This is a genomic window from Paraburkholderia sp. RL17-373-BIF-A, assembly GCF_046030175.1.
In the GTDB taxonomy this organism is placed as follows: domain Bacteria; phylum Pseudomonadota; class Gammaproteobacteria; order Burkholderiales; family Burkholderiaceae; genus Paraburkholderia.
The window spans coordinates 190,814-211,447 of the sequence record NZ_JARESO010000002.1; the positions used below are offsets into that span (position 1 = coordinate 190,814).

General features: G+C 63.1%; 16 protein-coding genes. 9 read left to right on the forward strand and 7 right to left on the reverse strand.

The window, feature by feature from the left end; all coding sequences use genetic code 11:
* Positions 1-21 precede the first annotated feature (21 nt).
* The 6 genes from P0D80_RS02850 to P0D80_RS02875 all read right to left on the reverse strand — a co-directional run bounded on the left by P0D80_RS02850 (position 22) and on the right by P0D80_RS02875 (position 6,287).
* Positions 22-1,047, reverse strand: coding sequence for an ABC transporter ATP-binding protein (locus P0D80_RS02850; protein ID WP_408280991.1), 1,026 nt, complete (start codon positions 1,045-1,047; stop codon positions 22-24).
* Positions 1,044-2,042, reverse strand: a complete 999-nt coding sequence (locus P0D80_RS02855; RefSeq protein WP_408280994.1) for an ABC transporter ATP-binding protein — start codon at positions 2,040-2,042, stop codon at positions 1,044-1,046. Before P0D80_RS02855 ends, P0D80_RS02850 begins: the two co-directional genes overlap by 4 nt.
* 1 nt (position 2,043) lies before the next feature.
* Positions 2,044-2,958 carry an ABC transporter permease gene (locus P0D80_RS02860; RefSeq protein ID WP_408175037.1) on the reverse strand — a complete coding sequence of 305 codons (915 nt, stop codon included), beginning with the start codon at positions 2,956-2,958 and terminating at the stop codon, positions 2,044-2,046.
* A 3-nt stretch (positions 2,959-2,961) separates the two neighbouring features.
* A complete protein-coding gene (locus P0D80_RS02865) occupies positions 2,962-3,900 on the reverse strand; it encodes an ABC transporter permease subunit (protein ID WP_408280997.1) in 939 nt (312 codons plus the stop codon).
* A gap of 16 nt (positions 3,901-3,916) precedes the next feature.
* Entirely contained in the window at positions 3,917-5,533 is a 1,617-nt protein-coding gene (locus P0D80_RS02870) for a peptide ABC transporter substrate-binding protein (RefSeq protein ID WP_408281000.1), read from the reverse strand.
* Between the two features lie 181 nt (positions 5,534-5,714).
* The gene (locus P0D80_RS02875; RefSeq protein ID WP_132377855.1) at positions 5,715-6,287 is read right to left on the reverse strand and encodes a helix-turn-helix domain-containing protein; all 573 of its coding nucleotides are present in this window, start codon (positions 6,285-6,287) and stop codon (positions 5,715-5,717) included.
* Between the two features lie 929 nt (positions 6,288-7,216).
* Between P0D80_RS02875 and P0D80_RS02880 the strand changes: the two genes are divergently transcribed.
* The 9 genes from P0D80_RS02880 to P0D80_RS02920 all read left to right on the forward strand — a co-directional run bounded on the left by P0D80_RS02880 (position 7,217) and on the right by P0D80_RS02920 (position 19,058).
* Positions 7,217-8,758, forward strand: coding sequence for a peptide MFS transporter (locus tag P0D80_RS02880; protein WP_408281458.1), 1,542 nt, complete (start codon positions 7,217-7,219; stop codon positions 8,756-8,758).
* Between the two features lie 214 nt (positions 8,759-8,972).
* Positions 8,973-10,445, forward strand: coding sequence for a MocR-like pyridoxine biosynthesis transcription factor PdxR (pdxR, locus tag P0D80_RS02885; protein ID WP_408281003.1), 1,473 nt, complete (start codon positions 8,973-8,975; stop codon positions 10,443-10,445).
* 158 nt (positions 10,446-10,603) lie between these two features.
* On the forward strand, positions 10,604-12,673 hold the full coding sequence (locus P0D80_RS02890; RefSeq protein WP_408281004.1) for a bifunctional 2',3'-cyclic-nucleotide 2'-phosphodiesterase/3'-nucleotidase: 2,070 nt from the start codon (positions 10,604-10,606) through the stop codon (positions 12,671-12,673).
* Positions 12,670-13,416: a tetratricopeptide repeat protein gene (locus P0D80_RS02895; protein WP_408281008.1), complete on the forward strand. Its 747-nt coding sequence runs from the start codon at positions 12,670-12,672 to the stop codon at positions 13,414-13,416. The genes P0D80_RS02890 and P0D80_RS02895 overlap by 4 nt, the downstream gene beginning before the upstream one ends.
* Positions 13,417-13,815: 399 nt before the next feature.
* Entirely contained in the window at positions 13,816-14,268 is a 453-nt protein-coding gene (locus P0D80_RS02900) for an HU family DNA-binding protein (protein ID WP_007177969.1), read from the forward strand.
* Between the two features lie 401 nt (positions 14,269-14,669).
* The gene (locus P0D80_RS02905) at positions 14,670-16,079 is read left to right on the forward strand and encodes a circularly permuted type 2 ATP-grasp protein (RefSeq protein ID WP_132377847.1); all 1,410 of its coding nucleotides are present in this window, start codon (positions 14,670-14,672) and stop codon (positions 16,077-16,079) included.
* A gap of 165 nt (positions 16,080-16,244) precedes the next feature.
* Positions 16,245-17,195, forward strand: coding sequence for an alpha-E domain-containing protein (locus P0D80_RS02910; RefSeq protein WP_132377845.1), 951 nt, complete (start codon positions 16,245-16,247; stop codon positions 17,193-17,195).
* A 12-nt stretch (positions 17,196-17,207) separates the two neighbouring features.
* Positions 17,208-18,008 carry a transglutaminase family protein gene (locus P0D80_RS02915; RefSeq protein ID WP_132377843.1) on the forward strand — a complete coding sequence of 267 codons (801 nt, stop codon included), beginning with the start codon at positions 17,208-17,210 and terminating at the stop codon, positions 18,006-18,008.
* Positions 18,009-18,185: 177 nt separating this feature from the next.
* Positions 18,186-19,058: a proteasome-type protease gene (locus P0D80_RS02920; RefSeq protein WP_132377841.1), complete on the forward strand. Its 873-nt coding sequence runs from the start codon at positions 18,186-18,188 to the stop codon at positions 19,056-19,058.
* Positions 19,059-19,286: 228 nt separating this feature from the next.
* Here the strand turns inward: P0D80_RS02920 and P0D80_RS02925 are convergent, their stop codons facing one another.
* A complete protein-coding gene (locus tag P0D80_RS02925) occupies positions 19,287-20,468 on the reverse strand; it encodes a porin (RefSeq protein WP_132377839.1) in 1,182 nt (393 codons plus the stop codon).
* Positions 20,469-20,634 lie beyond the last annotated feature (166 nt).

A 20,634-nucleotide genomic window follows, 5' to 3' on the forward strand; every position in this document is an offset into this window, starting at 1 on the left:
TGTAGCTTTGCCCGAGGGCATTTACTTCGCGGTGTCTCCCACGCGAATGCAAGCGACGCGTGTCACCTTGGCCCCGTGCGTGACGGGCTGCGGAATCTCCCGGGCACAGGCTTCGATCGCATCCGGGCAGCGCGTGCGAAACGCGCAGCCGGAGGGGGGACTGAGCGGCGAGGCAATCTCGCCCCGCAACAGCAGATGACGGCGCGCGCGCTCCACGACCGGATCGGGCACCGGCACGGCCGAGAGCAACGCCCGCGTGTACGGATGGCGGGGCGTGCCGTACACCTCGCGCTTGTCGCCGAATTCCATTACACGTCCCAGATACATCACCAGCACGCGGTGGCTGATCGCTTTGACGACGGCCAGATCGTGCGCGACGAACAGCAGTGAGAGCGACAGTTCGCGTTGCAGATCGCGCAGCAGGTTGACGATCTGCGCCTGGATCGACACATCGAGCGCGGACACCGGCTCGTCGCAGATCACCAGTTGCGGCTCGCCGATCAGCGCGCGCGCAATGCCGACGCGCTGACACTGGCCACCAGAAAACTCATGCGGATAACGGCGCAGATGCTGCGCGTTGAGACCCACGCGTTCGAGCATGGTCAGCACGCGCCGCTGCACGTCGGCACGCGCAATGTCCTGGCCATGCGTGAGAAGCGGCTCGGCGACGATCTGTTCGATCGTCATGCGCGGGTCGAGCGAGGCGAGCGGGTCCTGGAAAATCATCTGCACGTCGCGGCGCAAACGCGAGGTATCGCGGCGCGCGCCCGGCAGCACGGTTTCGTCGCCGAGCCAGCGCACGCTGCCGCTCGCTACCGGCGCGAGTCCGATGATGGCGCGCGCGAGCGTCGACTTGCCGCAACCCGATTCGCCGACGAGCCCCACGGTTTCGCCGCGCCGCACGTTGAACGACACGCCGTCCACGGCGCGCAGCGTCGCTTTACCGGACCACGGATAACCGCCACGCGGCACGCCGAATTGCACCTTGAGATTGTCGACGCGCAACAGCGTGGCCGCGTCCTGGTTTGCCAGAGGAGTGGTGTTCATACGTGTTGTGCCTCGAGAATTTCCCCGACCGGCCGGTGGCACGCGCGCAGCGCGTCGGCGTGGCCCGCGGCGGCGGAAAGGGGCGGGCGCGATTCGCGGCAACGGTCGGTGCAATATCCGCAACGCGGCGCGAATGCGCAACCCGCGCCGACTTCGCCGGGCAGGGGCGGATTGCCCGGAATGGTTTGCAGCGGACGGTCGTCGTCATCGTCGGTCAGACGCGGCAGCGCGTTCAGAAGACCGAGCGTGTACGGATGCGTCGGCGCGGCGAATAGCGCGGCGGCGCTCGCCTGCTCGACGGTCTGGCCGGCGTACATCACCATCACGTCGTCGCACAGGCCGGCCACCACGCCCATATCGTGCGTGATCAGGATGATCGCCGTACCGCGTTCGCGATTCAGTTCGCGCAGCAGTTCGATGATCTGCGCCTGCACGGTCACGTCGAGCGCGGTGGTGGGTTCGTCGGCGATCAGAATTTCGGGTTCGGAGAGCAGCGCCATCGCGATCATCACGCGTTGGCGCATGCCGCCGGAAAACTCGTGTGGATACATGTTGATACGCCGTGCGGCATCGGGAATGCGCACCGATTCGAGCGTTTCGATCGCGCGGCGGCGCGCTTCGCGGCGCGACATCTTGCGATGCAGTTGCAGCGTCTCGGTCATCTGCCGTTCGATCGTCAGGAACGGATTGAGCGAGGTCATCGGGTCCTGAAAGATCATGCCGATGCGGTCGCCGCGAATCTTGTTCAGCGCCGCTTCGTTCATGCTCAGCAGGTTCTCGCCGCGATAGGTCGCGGCGCCCGACACCTTGCCGTTGCCGGCCAGAAGGCCCAGCAACGCCATCACCGTCTGGCTCTTGCCGGAGCCGGATTCGCCGACGATGCCGAGCGTGCGCCCCGCTTCGAGCGAAAACGACACGCCTTGCACCGCGTCGACGGGTGCGCCTTCGCGGCGCGTAAAGCGCACGCTGAGGTCTTTGACTTCGAGTAGCGGCATGTCAACGGTCCTTCGGATCGAATGCGTCGCGCAAACCATCGCCGACGAAATTCACGCAATACAGCGTCACGCACAGCATCACGGCCGGGCACAGCAGCAGCCAGGGCATCGATTCGAGCTTCTGCGCGCCGTCCTGAATCAGCACGCCCCAGCTCGTCATCGGCTCCTGAACGCCGAGGCCGAGAAACGAGAGCACCGATTCCGTCAGGACGATGTTCGGCACGGTCACGCTCGCATACACCACGACCACGCCGAACAGATTCGGCACGATGTGACGCGCGATGATCGAACGCGAGCTCACGCCGATCGCCTTCGCGGCGTCGATGAATTCGCGCGAGCGCAGCGACAGCGTCTGGCCGCGCACCACGCGCGCCATGTCGAGCCATGAAAACGCGCTGATGGTGAGCACGACCAGATAGAAGGCGCGGCCGAACATCGTCATCATGAGGATGGCGATCAGCATGTAGGGAATCGCGTACATCATGTCGACGATACGCATCATCACCGCGTCGACGCGTCCACCCAGATAGCCCGCGGTCGCACCGTACGCGACGCCGATCAGCCCCGACACCAGCGTGCCGAGCAGTCCGACTTCGAGCGACACGCGCCCGCCTTGCAGCGCACGCGCGAGCAGATCGCGGCCGAGTTCGTCGGTGCCGAACCAGTGCATGTTTTGCAGCGTGGGCGGCAGGCTGATCGCGCTCCAGTCGCTATCGATCGGGTTGTTCGGCAGGAACCACGGACCCGCCACGCAGGCGAGCACGATCAGCATCAGCACGACGAAACCGGTAAAAGCGGCGCGGTTGCGCACGAAGCGCCACGCGGCGGTGGCGAGCGGGCCGCGCGAGCGCGGCGCCTTCGCGATGGCCGCGAGCGGGTCGAGCGCCGCGGCAGTCGATTGAAGAGAGCGGGGCATGGATCAGTACCGGATGCGCGGATCGAGCCACGCATACGCGAGGTCGACCAGCAGATTGAACAGCACAGCGACGGCGGTAGTCAGCACGACGAGGCCGAGCACGAGGGTGTAGTCGCGGTTGATCGCGCCGTTGACGACCAGTTGACCGAGGCCTGGCAGCGCGAACACCGATTCGGTGACCACCGCCGCGGTGATCGACGAGATGCAGATCGAGCCGAGCAGCGAGACGACCGGCATCAGCGCGGGCTTCATGGCGTGGCGCAGGACGATCGTGCGGCCCGGCAAACCCTTGGCGCGCGCCGTGCGGATGAAGTTGCCCGACAGCACTTCGATCATGCTGCCGCGCATCACGCGGGCAATCGCGGCGACGTTGATGATGGTGAGCAGCACGATCGGCAGCACGCGATAACGCCACTCGCCGTCGCCCCAGCCGCCGGCCGGCAGCCAGCCGTGTCCTTCGGAAGTTTTCAGCAGGATCGCGAAGATCCACACGAGCACCGGACCCAGCACGAAGGGCGGCACCACGTTGCCGATATTGCCGAGCACCATCACGAAGTGATCCACGAAACGGTCGCGCCGCACCGCGGCCACCGTGCCGAGCGCGACGCCGATCACGACCGCGATCGGCACCGACACGCCGCCCACGCCGAGGCTGACCGGCAGCGCCTTCCACACCAGGTCGTTGACCGACCAGTCGGCATAACGGAACGACGGCCCGAGGTCGCCGTGCAGCAGCGAACCGAGGTAGTGGAAGTACTGCAACCACAACGGTTCGTCGAGGTGATACTTGGCGTTCAGGTTCGCCAGCACGGCCGCCGAGAGTTGCTTCTCGGTGTCGAACGGGCCGCCCGGGGTGAGATGCAGCAGCAGATAGCACGCGGTGATCACGGCGATAATCGTCGGGATCGCCCAGAGCGTGCGGCGCAGCGTATAGGCCAGCATGACGGTGCTCCCGTGCTTAGTGCTTGATCAGATACATGTCTTGCGTGGCGCGCTGGTCGAGGTAGTTGGTCGGTTTGTAGCCGCCTACATACGACTTGACCAGCCGGTCGGCCGAATACTGGAAGAGCGATACCACGGGATAGTCGTTCATGGCCAGATCGTGTGCCTGCGTGAACAACGCGGTGCGCTTCGCGTCGTCGAGCTGCTGGTTGCCTTCGTCGATCAGCTTGTCCACTTGCGGGTTGCAGTAGTGCTGGTCGTTCTGCACGCTGTTGCAGCGGATCAGATCGAAAAACGAGTTGGCGTCGTTGTAGTCGACGAACCAGCCGTCGCGCGAGGCCTGCACCTTGCCGTCGTGGCGTTGCTTGAGCAGCACCTTGTATTCGACGTTTTCAAGCTTGGCGGTCACGCCGAGCTTGGTGCGCCATTCGGAGGTGGCGAACAACGCGACCTTCTTGTGCAGGTCGTTGGTGTTGTAGGTGAGCGTGAACGTCAGCGGCTTCGCGTCCGAATAGCCCGCGGTCTTCAGCAGGTTGCGCGCGTAGTCGATGCGCTTGGGCATCGGCCAGCTCGCCCACTCCGGCGTAAACACGCCCGAGCCTTCGGTGCCTTTGGCGATCAGGCCGTACATCGGCACTTCGCCGTCGGCCGTCAGACGCTTGGTCAGCAGGTCACGGTCCAGCACCATCGCCAGCGCCTGGCGTACGCGCTTGTCCTTGAAGGCCGGGTCGTCGTTATTCAGGCTGTAATAGTACGTGGCGATCTGCAGGCCGGTTCTCAGCTCGGAACCGAACTGCTTGCTCACCTGTGCATAGATGCCCGAGGGCACCGAGTAGGTGTAGTCGAACTGGCCGGCCTGATACATGCGCATCGCCGTTTCGTCGTTCTCGATCGGCAGGTAGGTCACTTTCGTGATCACGACCTTGCCAGTATTCCAGTACGTCGGGCTTTTGGTGGCCACCAGGCGATTGCCTGGCTGCCAGTCCGCCAGCGCATACGGGCCGTTGCCCACAAAGTTGCCCGGACGGGTCCAGTCGCCGCCGAACTTCGTCACGACCGCGCGATTGACCGGCGTCATCGTTGCCATGGCCGTTAGCTGCGGGAAAAACGTGGCGGGCACTTCGGTCGTGACTTCGAGCGTGTACGGATCGACGGCGCGCACGCCGAGGCTCGCGAGCGGCGCCTTGCCGGCGAGAATCGCCTTGGCGTTCTTCACGAATTCGACCAGCACCGTGTATTTTGAACCCGTCTTCGGATCGAGCACGCGTTGCCACGAGTAGACGAAGTCGGACGCCGTGACCGGCTGGCCGTTGCTCCAGCGCGCATCGTGGCGCAGCTTGAAGACCCACGTATTCGGCCCGGTGCGCGACCACGATTCGGCGACGCCCGGCACGATTGCGCCGCTCGCATCCATGCGCGTCAGGCCTTCGAACAGGTCGAGCCCGATCGTATTGCCGGTCCATGATTCGATATGCGCGGGGTCGAGCGATTCGGTTTCGCCAGGCACCTGGCGGGTCATTTCCTGGCTGGCGGCGAGCGTGACGCCCGCGGGCACCGTGATGGCGAAAGCGGAAGGGGCAAACGTGAGGACGAGCGCAGTCAGCGCCGTCGCGTAGACGAACGGGGTTTTCATCGGTTGAGATCGCAGGAAAGGTCGAGAGAGAAACGCGCTGGCGCCGGGGCGCCCGTTTAGCTGCGTTGCTCGGGCCAGGGCGGCCCTTGTTGCTCGTGGTGGTAGCGCGACATGCAGGATTCCTTACATTTCGTAATGCAGGCAATCCCCGGCCGGCTCAACCGGATAAGGTGCCTGCTCTTTAGAACAGTCTTGGTGTGCCCACCCAGACGACCACCGACTCGATGCGCGCGGTGTTCACCCAGCTGTGCGGCACCGTCGATTCGTAATGCGCGCTGTCTCCCGCGTGCAACACGAACGTCTTGCCTTCCAGCGTCAACGACACTTCGCCGTCGATCACATACACAAACTCTTCCCCGGCATGCGTGGTGACTTCGGAGCGCTTCTGCCCGGGCGGCATCCTCACGAGGATCGCTTCGAGCTGACGGCCGCCCGTCACGTTGGTCAGCCGCGCAAACAGGTTGGCCGAGTCCGCAAAACCGAAAAACTTCAACTGATCGCCACGACTCACGCTGCGTTCTTCGCTGGGCGTGTCGACGAAATACTGCACCGTGACCCCGAGTGCGTGGGCGATACCGGCCAACGAAGTGATGGACGGTGACGCCAGCCCGCGCTCGACTTGCGACAAAAACGGCTTGGAAATCCCCGCCGCGGTTGCCGTGTCATCCAGCGTCCGCTTGAGCCGTTGGCGCAGTGCGCGGATCTTGCTGCCGATTTCTAGTGCCGGATTGCTTTTTTGAATTGTCGTGACCATAGCAGGAGGAAATTAGCCCGTCAAAATTTGTTTGATATAAGTAAATATGGTTTGATTGCGTCCAGGCCGGGCTTCGGGTCTTTTAGCCCCGGTGCTGCGAGAGACCACATTTCGAGACGACACTCTATGTTGCCAGAACCGAAACTAATCCCAGCCAAATTGACTGGTTATTTCGAGAAATAGCAAACAAACGCAGTAACGGCTGCAGTATTGCCCGCCGCTAACCGCGGTTATGCAATATGAGTATCAGGAAGATTAAACGTATGACACAAAAGACTATTTTCGATGGCAAGCGCCGCTGCGGCCAAGGCGTACGGCGTGTAACGACAGGTTATTGACGCCGGATCAGTGAATTCCCTGAGTGACTCAGGATGTTTCTGTTTGCAGAATCAGCCCCGCTTGCGGAAGGGCGCGCATGTGCACACCACACGCGAACCCGGCCGCTGTTTTTCATTCCGCCCGCGGCGATCCCGCGCGGTGGAGCACTGTCCGGCACGTTCCAACCGAACGGCAGCCGGCGTAAGGACATGACCATCACTGCCGATTTTTCCCGCCGCGGGCTTTCCGCCTGCCACCGCGTGGCAACGCCGCTCTCTGTCGGCCCCGAAATCCCCGTTCGTCGCGATGCTTTATCATTGAGCCCGCTCCGCATGCCGGAGTCCGAGCCCGGTGTGGCGCAGGTTCCCTCAAGGGGACTTCCCGCGGGGCGTTTCGCGAGGCGGGCCTCGATCCCATCCCCTGGTTTATCTGCTGGTTTGGCGCTCTAGCGCGCGGATGAGCGCGCCTACGCGCTGTGGCCGCACGGTGCCGTGTGGTGCCTATTCGCACCGGTGACGCGCACGCTTCGCCGACTGTCTTTCCAGATTCCGTTTCACGCGCCGCGCGGCCAGTTCGCGCGACGCCGCAACCGTTTGAACAAGAGGTACATGATGAATTCATCCAACCCGCCCAGCGCGCGCGTCTCGCAGACCCGTTCGTTTTCGACGGTCTTTCTGATCGAGATGTGGGAGCGTTTCGGCTATTACGGCATGGCGGCGCTGCTCGTGCTGTTCATGATCGACAAGCTGCAATTCACCGACAGCCACGCCACCCTCACGTGGGGCGCATTCACGGCGCTGGTGTATGCGTCGCCGTCGATCGGCGGCTGGATCGGCGATAAGATTCTCGGCGCGCGCCGCACGATGATCTTTGGCGCCGGCGTGCTGTCCGTCGGCTATTTCATGCTGGCGCTGCCCAACGACCAGCTTGCCTATATGTACGCGTCGCTCGGCGTGATCGTGGTCGGCAACGGTCTCTTCAAGGCCAACGCCGCGAATCTCGTGCGCCGCATCTATGAAGGCGACGACGCGCGCATCGACAGCGCGTTCACGATCTACTACATGGCGGTCAACATCGGCTCGACGGTGTCGATGCTCGCCACGCCGTGGATCAAGGACCATTGGGGCTGGCATACGGCCTTCGCCGTCTGCTGCGCGGGGATGCTGCTGTCGGTGCTGAACTACTTCATCATGTTCCGCACGCTCGCGCATATCGGCTCCGCGCCGGACGTTGAACCGGTGCGCTGGAAGCGCGTCGGCGCGGTCGCGCTGGGTGGCCTCGCGCTCGGCGCGGCGACCATGTTCGTGCTGCAGCACAAGGCGATCGCGGTGGCCTGCGTATACACGGCGGGCGTCGCGATTCTGGCGATCTTCGGCTACATGCTGATGAAGTGCGAACGCTCGGAGCGCTCGGGGCTGGTCGCCGCGCTGATCCTGACCGCGCAAGTGATCCTGTTCTTCGTGTTCTACGTGCAGATGTCGACGTCGCTCACGCTGTTCGCGCTGCGCAACGTCGACCCGCGTTTCACGCTGTTCGGCGAAACCTTGTTCACGTGGAGCGCCGCGCAGTTCCAGGCGCTCAACCCGATCTGGATCATGTTGCTGAGCCCGCTGCTCGCACTGCTTTATACGAAGCTCGCGAAGAGCGGCAAGGACGTGCCGGTGGCGGTGAAGTATGCGTTCGGTTTTGCGGTGGTCGCGGCCGGCTTCTTCGTCTACGCGGCGAGCGGTAAGTACGCGGTGAACGGGCGCGTGTCGTCGTGGTTCATGGTGGGCGGCTACGGTCTGTATTCGCTCGGTGAACTGCTGGTGAGCGGTCTGGGACTCGCCATGATCGCGCGCTACGTACCGGCGCGCATGAGCGGTTTCATGATGGGCGCTTACTTCGTGGCGACCGGCGTGTCGCAATATCTGGGCAGCGTGGTCGCGAATTTCGCGCAGATGCCGGCGGGCGATATGGATCCGCTCGAATCGTTGCCGCTCTATACGAAGCTGTTTACCGGCCTCGGCTGGCTCGCGGCAGTGGGTGCGTTGGTGGCGGTTCTGTTGCTGCCGTTGATGCGCAAGCTTTCGCGCGAACATCAACGTTGCAGCGATGAGGCGCGTGCGACCGCGCGGCAAACCGCGGCATTGAATGGGGTGGTGGCGGAGTAATCGCGTTCCGGGTGCCAAACGCGGCGCAAGTCACGGCGCGCGCTGGCAAAAACTTGAATGGCGCGCCTTGCAATGCACGGCGCGCCATTTTTGTATCTGGAGGCGCCGCGCACGCGCTTGAATGGCCATCGGATAGCACGGGCAGAGGTAAGCTAACGGTTGCCATTGGTCTTTTCAAATAACCGTTTCCCGGATACGCAAGGTAGCCACCCGGATGGAAATCCATATCGCGGTCGAAGGGCATCACGATCTGTCCGGACAGATCTATCGGCAGTTGCGCGCCGGCATTCTCGAAGGGCGTCTCGCGGGCGGCACGCGCCTGCCGTCCACGCGCGATCTCGCCACGCAACTGGGTGTGTCGCGCAAGACCACGCTCGACGTGTTCGAGCGGCTGCTCTCCGAGGGTTATCTGAGCGCGCGTGGCGGCTCGGGCACCTTCGTCGCCGATGGTCTGGAGCGTCTGCCGGTGGAGCGCTCCGCGCATGCGCGGGCGGCGGAGTCGTCGCGCGAGCGGGCCAAGATGAAGGCGGCCGCGCGCGCCCAGCCGCTGTGGGAGGAGATGCCCGAGAGCTTGCCGTTGCCGCGGCCTTCGGTGGCGTCGCCGCAGGACTTCGTCGGCGGCGCGACCGACAAGACGCTGTTTCCCTTCGACGTCTGGCGCCGCTGCGTGAATCACGCGTTGCGTGCGCAAGCGCGCGGCCCCGGCATCTATCGCGACACGGCCGGCGAGCAGGAACTGCGCCTCGCGATCTCGCGCTACCTCGCCTTCAACCGCGCCGTCGCCAGCAACTGGGAAGACGTGATCGTCACGCAAGGCGCGCAGCACGCGCTCGATCTGCTGGCGCGAATCACTTTGCGTGCCGGCGAAGTCGCGGCGATCGAGGACCCAGGTTACACGCCAGCGCATGCGTGCCTGAAGGCCACCGGCGCGCGCGTGGTGCCCGTGCCGGTGGATGCCGAAGGCCTGATCGTCAGCAAGCTGCCGGACAAGGCGCGGCTCGTCTACGTGACGCCTTCGCATCAGTTCCCGCTCGGCATGCCGATGAGCCTCGAGCGCCGCGTCGAGTTGCTCGAATGGGCGCAGAAACGCGGCGCGGTGATCATCGAAGACGACTACGACTGCGAGTACCGTTTCGAAGGCCGGCCGATGGAGCCGCTGAAAAGCCTCGACCGCGCCGGACTCGTCGCCTACGTCGGCACGTTTTCGAAGACGATCTTTCCTGAACTGCGAGTCGGCTATGTGGTGCCGCCGGCCTCGCTCTATGGTCCGCTCATCAAGGCGCGTCAGATCGGCGACTGGCACGGCTGCACGCTCACGCAAACCGCGCTCGCGTCCTTCATGCTCAACGGCGATTTCGCCAAGCATCTGCGGCGCATGCACAAGACTTACGCGGCGCGCCGCGAGATGCTGCTCGACCATCTGCGCGGCGGCCTCGCGCCCTGGTTCGAACCGATCGTGCCGACGGCCGGCATCCACATGGCGGCGCGTTTGAAAGCGCCGCTGACGGAAGAAGCGGTGGTGAACGCGGCGCGTGAAGCATCGATCGGCCTGTATGGACTCGCGCCGTTTCATCTACGCGCGAAGGCGCAGCCGGGCCTGATGTTCGGCTACGGCAATATCGCGGTCGAGCACATCGACGCCGCGCTCACGAAACTTGCCGGCATCCTGCCGCGGCTCGCGCGGTAAGCCCGTGATCCTCGTGTGCGGATTACTTATGGCTATCTAATGCCATACAAATCAGTGTCATAAACCCACCGTACTCTTGCGCCTCTGTAATTGTTTGTAATGCAAAGCCGGCCCGATGGTCCGGCATGACAACACAACAAAACCGGAGGGCGGTAAAGATGCGAGTGACCTTGATGGCAGGAAAGCGGCTGCGCGCGCGTGGCGCGATCGGCGCATTGGGTACCGTGGGTGCGCTGAGCGCGATCGGTATAACAGCATGCAGCAGCAGTGTCGACACGCCTGCGCCGCAAGTGGCGAACGGCACGACCGCGACGCTCGCCTTGCTGGAGACCACCGACATCCACACCAATCTGCTCAGCTACGACTACTACAAGCTGGCAGAAGACAAGTCGCTCGGCCTCGAGCGCACGGCGACGCTGATCGCGGCGGCGCGCAAGGAATTCCCCAACACCCTGTTGCTCGACGACGGCGACACGATCCAGGGCACCGCGCTCGCCGACTATCAGGCGCAGGTCGCGCCGGTCGATTGCAAGACCACGCTCGGCGTCTACAAGGTCATGAATCTGCTGAAGTACGACGCGGGCACGATCGGTAATCACGAGTTCAACTACGGCCTGCCGTTTCTCGCGCAAGTGACCGGCAGCGCGTTCGACGTGCCGAACATGAGCCCGGTCGCGTCGCAGCCGGCCTGCGCGGGGCCGAACTTTCCGCTGGTGCTCTCCAACGTGCTCGGCGCGAAATCGCAGCAGCCGATCTTCAAGCCGTACACGATCCTCGAACGCACGATCACGGCCACGACGCCCGACGGCAAGACCGTCAGCGCGCCGGTGAAGATCGGCGTGATCGGCTTTACGCCGCCCGCCATCATGGCGTGGGACAAACGCTGGCTCGACGGCAACGTCTACACGCAAGGGCTCGTGGAAAGCGCCTCGAAGTACGTGCCGGAAATGAAGGCGAAGGGCGCGCAGATCATCGTGGCGATGTCGCATGGCGGGCTCGACAACTCGACGTATTCGCCGTCGATGGAAAACGGCAGCTACTATCTCTCGAAAGTGGCCGGCATCGACGCGATGCTGATCGGCCACTCGCACCAGGTTTTCCCCGATAAAAACAGCACCGTCACGCAATTCAACCTGCCGGGTGTCGACAAGGTGAAGGGCACCGTCAACGGCGTGCCGACCGTGATGGCGAATTTCTGGGGCAAGCATCTCGGCGTGATCAAGCTCGCGCTGAACTACACGAACGGCACGTGGACGGTGGACCGCAACGCGAGCACAGCGCAAGCCCGCTCGATCCAGAACGCGGACAACAGCTACGTGGCGGTCGACCCGGCAGTCTCGCAGGCCATCGCCGCCGAACACGCCGCGACCATCAACTATGTGAAAACGCCGATCGGCACGACCGATTTCCGCATGACCACCTACTTTGCCGATGTGGGCGACGTGTCGGCCATCGAGATCGTCAACCAGGCGCAAGCGGCCTACACGCAGGACTACATCAACGCGAATCTGCCGCAATATGCGGGCATTCCGGTGCTGTCGGTGAGCGCGCCGTTCAAGAGCGGCTTTGGCGGCGGTAACGATTTCACCGACGTCGCGCAGGGCAACGTAGCGATCAACAACGCCGCCGACCTGTACCTGTACCCGAACACGATCTACGCGGTGAAGGTGACGGGCGCCGACCTGAAGGCGTGGCTCGAAACCGCGGCGAAGCGCTTCAACACGATCGATCCGGCCAACACGGCGGCGCAGGCACTCGTCAGCACGTATCCCGGCTATAACTTCGACATGATCACGTCGAAGGACTTCAGCTACGAAATCGACGTGACGCAGGCGGTCGGCAGCCGGATTCGCAACCTGAAATATCAGGGCGCGGCGATCTCGGATACGCAGTCGTTCATCGTCGCGACCAACAACTATCGCGCGAGCGGCGGCGGAAATTTCCCAGGGCTCGACGGTAGCAAGACGATTTACGCGTCGCCGGATGCGAGCCGCGACGTGCTGATCGCCTACATCAAGAAAGCGCAGACCATCAAGGCGGCGAGCAACGGCAGCGATCGTAGCTGGCGCTTCACGAAGGTGGCGACAGCCGGTCCGGTAACCTTCCTGTCGGCGCCGAACCTCACAGCGCTCGCGCAGGCCAACGGCATCAGCAACGTCGCCCAGATCCAGGCCGATGACGGTACGGGCAAGGGTCTCGCGGTCTACTCCGTGAACCTCAACCAATGAACGCGCGCGTCTCTTTGACGCTGGCGGCGGCCGTGGCCATCTGCGCGGGGACGCTCGCCACGGTGGCGGCCACGCGCGTGTCCAACGTGCAGATCGACGACTGGCAGATGCAGGGCACGGCGACGCATGCGGCCTGGCCGCTGTGGCGGTTGCGGCTGACCTCGATGTTCGGCAACGCGGCCGCGCGTGAAGCGCTCGCGGACGTGCTGGTGAGTTCGCTACAGATCGACGAGCAACGCGAAGGCGTCGAGCTTTACCGGCAACTCGCACTCGACGGCGCGCCGCGCGCGCAGGCCACGCTCGGGCATCTGCTGTTGCGCGGCTTGCCCGGCGTCGCGCCGGACTACGTGGAAAGCCGCCGTTGGCTGACGCTGGCGGCATCGCATGATTCGCGCGATGCCCAGGCGGCCTACGATCTCGCGACGCTCTATCGCAACGGCTACGGCGTGGCGCGTGATGCAGGCCTGGCGATTCGCTGGCTCGAACAGGCGGCGCAAGCGGGGCTGCCGCTCGCGCAGTTCCAGCTTGCCAACGAGTATCGCTTCGGCGCGACGCTGCCGCACAACGACGCGTTGGCGCTGCAATGGCTCACGCGCGCGGCCAATGCGGAGTTACCCGAAGCCAACCTCGCGCTGGCGATGGCGTATCGCAACGGCGAGCTCGGCTTGCTGCGCGACGAAAACGAGTATTGGGCTCACGTGAAGGAGAGCGAACACGATCTCAAACACGTCAGCCGGCAGTAAAAAAGTGTTTTGACTGCCGCCCGCGATTTTCTGTCGCAGGGCGAGATTGGCCGCCCCGTGCAGCGCTTTTCGCTGCACGGGGCGTGTTTTTTCCGCCGCATGGAAGGCGACGACGAGCGAGCCGCCGGTCATCGTCCACGCAGAAAGTGCCGTTATTCATGCATCGAAATGGCTTGTAACGTACGTTACGTGTTGGTGTTGCCAGGCCCCTCGACGCACGTTTACCCGCTAAAACAAGCATCAAAATGTGTTGCGCAGTCTGCGCCGCGCAACAAACCTTCGCTGTTATACATAAAAGAGTCGCGCAAATCGTATTAGCGCTTGTAGAATCCGGCGTTGAAGCGTGCACATACCGTGTGCGCTTCGTGCAATTCACTGACCACAACAGGTAGGAGAAACATGCCGACTTCCGCAAAAAAGGTGGCCAAGAAGGCTGCTGCCCCGGTACCGACCAAGAAGGTTGCTGCAAAGAAAGTTCCTGCGAAGAAGGCCGTCGCAGCTAAGAAGGTCGCCGTGAAGGCGTCCAGCGCTCCGTCGCCGATCAAGGACACCTTCACGAAGGCCTCGCTGGCTGCACACGTCGCTGAACGCGCTGCTGTGGAACCGAAGACCGCCAAGGCTGTTCTGGCCGCGCTCGAAGACACGATTCTCGGCGCCGTGCACAAGAAGGGCGCTGGCGAATTCACGCTGTCGGGTCTTCTGAAGATCGTCGTGCAAGCTGTGCCGGCGAAGAAGAAGCGCTTCGGCAAAGACCCGTTCTCGGGCGAAGAGCGTTGGTTCCCGGCCAAGCCGGCTAGCGTGCGCATCAAGGCACGTCCGCTGAAGAAGCTGAAAGACGCAGCTGCAGGCTGATCGTGTTTCACGCGTTGCCGTTGTTTAACAATGGTTGACGCTTGAGACGCTTCGAAGGAAGTCCCCTTGGGGACGATCCGCAGTGCACGTTGTCCGAATCCCCGTGGGTGCAAATCCACGGGGATTTTTCATGCGCGCTCAGGGCGTATTGCGATTTCATTGGACGGCTCAGGGATTTCCCGGCGGCGCACCGCGGTGCCGCAAATGCACCGTACTAGCGCATCATGGGCCGCCGCAGTACGATGGCATCGAAGCCATGCCGGCCGGGATGCGCTATTCGCGTGCATGCAACCTGTTTAGTACGCGAAAAGCTCAATGGCATAGCGCTTGCTTGATCGATTGTCGAACACCGAATGCGCAGCGCATTCGCCTTCTATCCGACAACAAGAGCGGGGCGTGACATGCGATGCTATGACGAGATGCGTCATCATGACGATGCCGTGCGGCCACACTACGCGCGCTTTGAGCGGTGGCTGGTGAAGCAGGGCAACGAGGCGATCGCACGCAAGCGTGCGGAAGCCGACCTGCTGTTTCGCCGGGTCGGCATCACCTTCGCGGTGAACGGCGACCTGTCGGGCACCGAGCGGCTGATCCCATTCGACCTGATTCCGCGCATCATTCCGCGCGGTGAATGGCAGACGCTGGAGGCTGGTTTGCGCCAGCGCGTGCAAGCGCTCAATCTGTTCATCCACGACGTCTATCACGATCGCAATATCGTGCGCGCCGGTATCGTGCCGGCCGAGCAGGTCTATACCAACGCGCAATACCGGCCTGAAATGCAGGGCGTGAATGTGCCGCTCGGTGTTTACGCGCATATCGCCGGCGTCGACGTGGTGCGCGCGGGCGACGAAGGCGAGTTCTACGTGCTCGAAGACAACCTGCGGGTGCCGTCGGGCGTCTCCTATATGCTCGAAAACCGCAAGATGATGATGCGGCTTTTCCCCGAACTGTTCGTGCAGAACCGCATTGCGCCGGTCGCGCATTATCCCGATCTATTGCTCGATACGCTGCGCTCGGTCGCGCCGGAAGGCGTCGACGATCCGGTCGTGGTGGTGCTCACGCCGGGCATGTACAACTCCGCGTATTTCGAGCACACCTTCCTCGCGCAGCAGATGGGCGTGGAACTGGTGGAAGGTAAGGATCTGTTCGTCGACGACAACTATGTGTTCATGCGCACCACCCAAGGGCCGAAGCGCGTCGATGTGATCTACCGCCGCGTCGACGACGATTTTCTCGATCCGCTCGCGTTCCGTAACGACTCGGCGCTCGGCGTGCCGGGTCTCCTGACCGCGTATCGCGCCGGCCGCGTGGCGCTCGCGAATGCGATGGGCACCGGCATCGCCGACGACAAATCGATCTACCCGTACGTGCCGGAAATGATCGAGTTTTACCTCGGCGAGAAGCCGATCCTCAATAACGTGCCCACGTTCCAGTGCCGCAAGCCGGACGATCTGGCGTACACGCTCGCGCATTTGCCGGAGCTGGTCGTGAAGGAAGTGCACGGCGCGGGCGGCTACGGCATGCTCGTCGGACCGGCTTCGACGAAAGCCGAAATCGAAGCATTCCGTGAGCGCTTGATCGCGCGTCCGGCGGGGTACATCGCACAGCCCACGCTGGCGCTTTCCGCGTGTCCGACCTTCGTCGAAGCCGGCATCGCGCCGCGCCATATCGACTTGCGTCCGTTCGTGCTGTCCGGCAAGACCGTCACGATGGTCGCCGGCGGACTCACGCGCGTGGCCCTGCAGGAGGGATCGCTGGTCGTCAATTCGTCGCAGGGAGGCGGGACCAAAGATACGTGGATGGTCGACTGACGCGGTTGCCGATGCGGTTGCCCAGGCTTCACGCAACCGCGCCTGCAACCCAACGCGCCGGGGCAGCACGCGATACGCGACTCGCACGCCACCGGCGCACACGGATAACCAGCGCGAGCCTTTTACTTCGACGAGGCCTCGCGTCATCAGATACGGAACGCCGTCATGCTAAGCCGAACCGCCGATCACCTTTTCTGGATGGCCCGCTACATGGAGCGCGCGGAGAACACCGCCCGCATGCTCGATATCAACCTGAAGGCGCTGCTGTTGCCGCAGACGCCCGACCAGGAGGCGCGCGCGCAACGCTCGGTGCTGCGCATCTCCGAACTCGAAACCGCGTTCGCGCAGCGCTACGACGAACCGACCCGCGAACACGTGCTCGATTTCATGGTGGCCGATGCGACCAATCCGTCGAGTATTCATTCGTGTCTGCAGGCCGCGCGCGAAAATGCCCGCGCCGTGCGCGGCACGCTGACGACCGAGTGGTGGGAAACCATCAACGATACGTGGCTCGAATTCAATGAGCGCGCTTCGTCCGGCCAGGCCGCGAGCAATCCGGGCGCGTTGTTCGAATGGGTCAAGTTCCGCTCGCATCTGTCGCGCGGCGTGACGATCGGCACCGCGCTGCAGGACGACGCGTTCTTCTTCACACAGTTGGGCACCTTCCTCGAACGCGCCGACAACACCGCGCGGATTCTCGACGTGCGCTTTGCCGACGTCGAACCGAATTCACGCGACGCCGCGCGCCAGCTCGAAGACTTCTATTACTGGACTTCGATTCTGAGTTCGGTGTCGGCGCTGGAGATCTATCGCAAGGTGTATCGCGACGTCGTCACGCCGGCGCGCGTGGTCGAACTGATGATCCTGAATCAGCAGATGCCGCGTTCGCTGCTGGCGTCGCTCGAAGGCGTCTGCGTGAATCTGGCGATGCTGCGCACATCCGGCTCCAACCAGTGCGAACGGTTCGCCGGCAAGCTGCGCGCCGAACTCGTGTACTCCGACATCCGGCAGATTTTCGAAGCCGGCCTGCACGCCTATCTGACACAGTTCCTCGCTCGCGTGTTCGAGCTGGGCAATCTGGTTGCGCGTACCTATCTGATGTTGCCAGTCGCCTGACGGAGTTCTTTTATGTACCTGACGATCCGCCACGACACGTCCTATCGCTATGAAGCGACTGTCCATTATTCGATCCAGCAATTGCGTTTGACGCCGGCGAGCGGCGCCTCGCAGGTCGTGCGGCGCTGGAGCATCGACGCGCCGGGCAAGCTCGACGCGACCTTCGACGCCTACGGCAACGTGCTGCACACGCTGGTCATCAACAAGCCGCATAGCGAGATTCGGCTGCACGTGGCCGGTGAAGTGGACACGATTCCGCTGATCGACGGTCATTTGCCCGACGCCGTCGGCCCGATTCCGCTCGAGCATTTCACCTGCTCGACGCGGCTGACCGAGGCCGATGGCGCGGTACGTGAACTGGCCGAATCCGTGCCGAACCTCACGAGCTCGGCGAATCTGATCGCGCTGTCCGAGCAGATCCTGCAGCGCGTGAAGTACAACCCGGGCATTACCGAAGTCACCAGCACGGCCGCTCAGGCGCTCGCGCTCGGCAACGGCGTGTGCCAGGACCACGCGCATCTAATGCTCGCGTGCTGCCGCGCGCGCGGCATCCCGGCGCGCTACGTGAGCGGCTATATCGAACCCGGCGAGGTGACGCACGGCGCGAGCCATGCGTGGGTGGACGTGTGGCTCGAAGGCAAGGGCTGGATTTCCATTGACGTCACGCATGCCGCGTTTGCCAGCGAAATCTACTGCCGCCTCGCCGTCGCGCGAGACTATGAAGCGGCTGCTCCGGTGCGCGGCCGGCGTATCGGCGGGCTGGAAGAACAGCTCAAAGTGTCCGTTACGGTCAGCTCGCAGCTGTCACAATAGACGCAGAAGGAGGGCGGTCCGCGGAGCGGGCCCTGGAGGCGCGAGCGCGCGCCAGCCCTCATATCTATTCAGCTCAGGCCCGCAAAGGCCGATAAACAGGAACAAAGCACGATAGAGGCGCATGCGCGCCGCATTACAATAGCGGCGTTCAGTTGTTTTTTGCGGGTACCTTTCCTTATGACTTACTGTGTAGCGATGTCCGTCGACGACGGTCTCGTGTTCCTCTCGGACACGCGCACCAATGCGGGCGTCGATCACATCAGCACCGCGCGCAAGATGTCGGTGTTCGAGCTGCCGGGCGAGCGCATGCTCACGCTGCTGGGCGCGGGCAATCTGTCGCTCACCCAAGCGGTGCTGCACGAGTTGTCCGAGCCCACGGATCCTTCCCAGCCCACGCTCTGGAGCGCGCCTACCATGGCCGACGCAGCCCGCGTGATCGGCCGCGCGGTGCGCTGCGTGCATCAGCGCGAGGCGGAGGCGCTGCAGGAATTCGGCGTCGACTTCAATTGCAGCTTCATTCTCGGCGGGCAGATCGCGGGCAACCGGCCGCGCCTGTTCATGATCTACGCGGCGGGCAATTTCATCGAGGCGTCGGCGGTGAATCCGTATTTCCAGATCGGCGAGGCCAAGTACGGCAAGCCGATCATCGACCGCGTGCTGACGCCGTCCACCCCGCTCGACGAAGCCGCCAAGTGCGCGCTGATCTCCATGGATTCGACGCTGCGCTCGAACCTGTCGGTCGGCTTGCCGCTCGATCTGCTGGTTTATCAAAAGGACACGCTGCGCGTCACGCGCTTCGTCTCGATCGATCACGACAATACCTACTTCGAGATGATTCACCGCACCTGGGGCGAGCGGTTGCGCCAGGTGTTTGGCGAGATCCCCGATCCGGACTGGCAGGAATCGCCGAATGTGCCGCTGTTACAGCGGGAGCGGGCGCTGGTGCTGCATCGCGCGCCGGTGGGCGCTGACGGCATCGAGCATGAACTCGATGCGAAGCCCGCGCAGACGTTGGCGCAGGCTGAGCGGGGCAAGGCGCAGCGAAAGTAGGCTGAGCGGCGTATCCGCGCTTGCTTGCTTCAGCGCTCCGGCGCTTCGAGCGCGCGAGGTATCACACCAAAGGTCGTCAGCAGCCTGAATCAGGCTTGCTGACGGCCTTTTTCATTTGTGTCGTCCCGAAGAAGCAAAGAACTCAGGACGAAAAAAAACCAGCCATGGGCTTCTCGCCCGTGGCTGGTCTTCAACTGCGTGTTGCTTCAGCAGTCCGTCAAAGTTCGATTAGAACTTGTGGCGGATGCCCAGGCTGACCATCTCTTGCGAGCTGGAAGCCGAGTTGTAGCTATACGAACCGATTGCTGCGCCTGCATCGACCAGCGTGCCGGCCGACGTGCGTTGCTGGCCGCTTGCGTGCTGATATGCGCCAACCAGGTAGATGTCCGTGCGCTTCGACAGGTTGTAGTCGCCGCCCAGGGAAACCTGGTGATACGTTGCGCTCGAATCGCCGCTAGCCTTGGTGTAGATGTAGCCCACGCCAACCAGCATTGCCGGCGTTGCCTGGTAACCCAGGTATGCGCCGCCGATGTTGTACTTCTCGGTCGAACCGAAGCCCGAATTCGCATCCGGCTTGTACTGTGCGTTGCTGTAGCGCAGGTTAGCCGTGAACGGGCCTGCGACGTATTGCAGAGCGACCGAAGCGATGCCGATCGACTTGGCCGCGGCGTATGCGCCGTTGACCTGGTTGTCGAACGTGCCGTCCGACGTGCTGCCGTTCCAGCCCACCGAGCCTGCCGCCGTGCGGCTAGCCAGCGTGTTGCCGTTGTCTGCGCGGAAGTAACCGGCAGCGACGCTGAACGGACCCGTTGCGTACGTTGCCGCACCCGACCACGTTTGGCCCGAACCCGTTGCGCCAGCCACGCCGCCCAGAGCGTACATGCCTTCGAACTGGAAGCCGCCCCACACCGGCGAGGTGTACTTGATGGCGTTGTTCGTGCGCGAGGAGTTGTCGTTGTTGTCGACGTCGCCCGGCGTGGTGAAGGTGGAACCGAAGTAGTTGTCAGCCGTCAGCGGCTGGACCAGATCGACCAGCGGGTCGTACTGACGACCCAGCGTGACCGTACCCCATTGATCGCCCGTCAGGCCCACGAACGCTTGACGACCGAACATCCGGCCGCCTTGACCCAGCTTGCCGCTGTTCACGTCAAAGCCGTTTTCCAACTGGAAGATTGCCTTCAGGCCACCGCCCAGGTCTTCCGTGCCCTTCAAGCCGAAACGGTCACCTTGAAGGTTGCCGGCGAACATGGCTACCAGGTTCTTGTTCTGGCCAGCGGAATCCACCGTGTTGTGAACGTACTGGATCGATTCGTCGATCAAGCCGTACAGAGTTACGCTGCTTTGAGCATGTGCCACGCCAGTGACGCCGAGCAGCGCCAGCGAGAGGGTAGACAGTGCGATTCGTTTCATCCATTTCTCCACGCAGATGATTAGTTTCTTTGTTGCGGAAAGGAGAATAGCTCAGAGGGTCAATTGGCAAGAACTGGAAAAAAAAGAGTGTCTCCAAAAACTGACAAACCACGCAAAGCCTTGTATTTAAAGCGCGTTAACGATTATTTCTGTTTCCGCAACATTT